This window comes from Teichococcus aestuarii (genome assembly GCF_042651065.1).
GTDB lineage: Bacteria > Pseudomonadota > Alphaproteobacteria > Acetobacterales > Acetobacteraceae > Pseudoroseomonas > Pseudoroseomonas aestuarii.
This window is the reverse complement of the sequence record NZ_JBHSCH010000140.1, coordinates 1-1,999: the sequence shown is the minus strand read 5'-3', so window position 1 is coordinate 1,999 and position 1,999 is coordinate 1. Positions and strand designations below refer to the sequence as shown.

The 1,999-nt window shown below is 73.6% G+C and carries 1 protein-coding gene and 1 pseudogene; both read right to left on the bottom strand.

The window, feature by feature from the left end; genetic code table 11:
- Positions 1-1,762: peptidoglycan D,D-transpeptidase FtsI family protein (locus ACFOY6_RS23940; RefSeq protein WP_379652436.1), on the bottom strand; the 1,762-nt coding region annotated here is incomplete at its 3' end.
- A 6-nt stretch (positions 1,763-1,768) separates the two neighbouring features.
- Positions 1,769-1,999: pseudogene (locus ACFOY6_RS23935) on the bottom strand (hypothetical protein); the annotation flags it as partial.

Sequence of the window (1,999 nt, the reverse complement as noted above, 5' to 3'; positions counted from 1 at the left end):
CGATCGCCGGGTTGGCCGGGTCCTCCGGCACCAGCCCCAGGATGGGGGCGATGCGCGAGATGACGGTGTGCGCCGCCGGCGCCGCCACCCAGCCGGCGGTGGCGTAGCCATGGCTCTTGGCGTTCGGCGTCGGCTCGTCGACCATGACGTAGAGCGCGTAGCGGGGCGCCTGCATCGGGAAGGCGCCGACGAAGGCGGCGATGCGCTTGTTCATGATGTAGCCGCCGCGCGGGCCGGTCTTCTGCGCCGTGCCGGTCTTGCCGCCGACGAAGTAGCCCGGCACCTCGGCGTTCTTGCCCGAGCCGTCGGTGACGACGAGGCGCATCAGCCGGCGCATCGTCTCGCTGTTCTGCTCGCTGATCAGCCGCGTGCCCTCGCGCACCGTGCCGGGCGGCTGGGCCAGCAGCGTCGGCGCCCGCAGGATGCCGCCATTGGCGATGGCGGAGACGCCCGTCACCACATGCAGCGGCGTGACGCTGATGCCGTGGCCGAAGGAGATGGTGAACATGTTGATGTCGCGCCAGGAATTGGCGGGCGGCACCAGCGGCGCGGCGGCTTCGGGCAGCTCGATCGGCGTGCGCGCCAGCATGCCGGCGCGCTTGAGGAACTCACGCTGCCGCGCCGGCCCGAAGGTGGCCGCCATGTGCGCGGCCCCCAGGTTCGACGAGTAGGCGAGCATCTCGGGGAAGGTGATCCAGCGATTCTTGCCCTTGTAGTCGCTGATCGTGAAGCGGCCGTAGCGGATCGGGCGGGAGGCGTCGAAGCTGCTCGTGTTGACGTTGGCGGTGCCGTATTCCAGCGCCGCCGCGGCGGTGAACAGCTTGAAGGTGGAGCCCGGCTCGTAGACGCCGACCGTGGCGCGGTTGAAGCGCTGGTCGGGCGTGGCGCCGCCGATGTCGCCCGCGTCGTAGTCCGGCAGGCTGACCATCGCCACCACCTCGGCGGTGTTGATGTCGAGCACCACGCCGGCGCCGCCGATGCCGCTGAAGTCGCTGATCGCCTGGCTCACCGCGTCGCGGAGCGCGAGCTGCACGCGCACGTCGATCGAGAGCTTCAGCGGCGTGTCGCGCTCGGTGCGCAGCCGCTCGTCGAAGCGGCGCTCGATGCCGGAGAGGCCGTTGCCGTCCACGTCCACATTGCCGAGCACGTGCACGGCGGCGCGGCCCTGCGGGTAGTAGCGGCGCTCCGCCTCCTCGAAGTCGAGGCCGGCGATGCCGAGGTTGATGATGCCCTGCTGCTCGCGCGGGGTCAGGGCGCGGGCGACGTAGACGAAGCCGCGGTCGCCCGAGAGGCGCTCGATCAGCCGGTCGCGCTCGATCTGCGGCAGCACCGTGCGGATGCGGTCGGCGACGTGCTCCTTGTTCTCGATGACGCGCGGATTGGCGATCAGCGCCGTCACCGGCAGGGAGATGGCCAGCATCTCGCCATTGCGGTCGGTGATCGGCGCGCGGCTGGCGGCGTGCTGCGCGGGCGGCTGCAGCGCGCGCACCGCGGCGTTCAGCCGCTTCGGCTCGGCCGGCATCACCACGGTGGACCAGGTGGCCTTCGCCGCCACGGCCAGGAACAGCGTACCGAAGCCCAGCGCCGCGATCACCAGCCGGCCGCGGCTGCGCTCCAGCTGCGCACGGCGGGCGAGGTCGGGCTGGGTGACGCGCACGACCACGCCGGGCGCCGGCGGCGCCGGCTCCTCATGCCCCACCGGGGCCTGCCGCGGGTGGCGGAGGGGCGGGGAATCGGGCGAGGGAGGCGGGACGTGCGGCATGGGGGGTTACTGCCTCCAGGCACCGGGCGAAACGGGAACGGGAGCGGCCAGCGGCACCGGCGGGGCGAGACCGCCGCCGCCGGCCATGCCGAGGGCGGAGCCGCCCACGGGCGGGGCGAGGGGGCGCGGGGCCGGCACATGCGCGGCGCGCAGCAGCGGCACATGCGCCTGGGCCGGCCGGGCCTGCGCGGTCATCCCGAGCGAGGTCGGCGCAGCCTGGCGCGCCGCCGGTGCGGC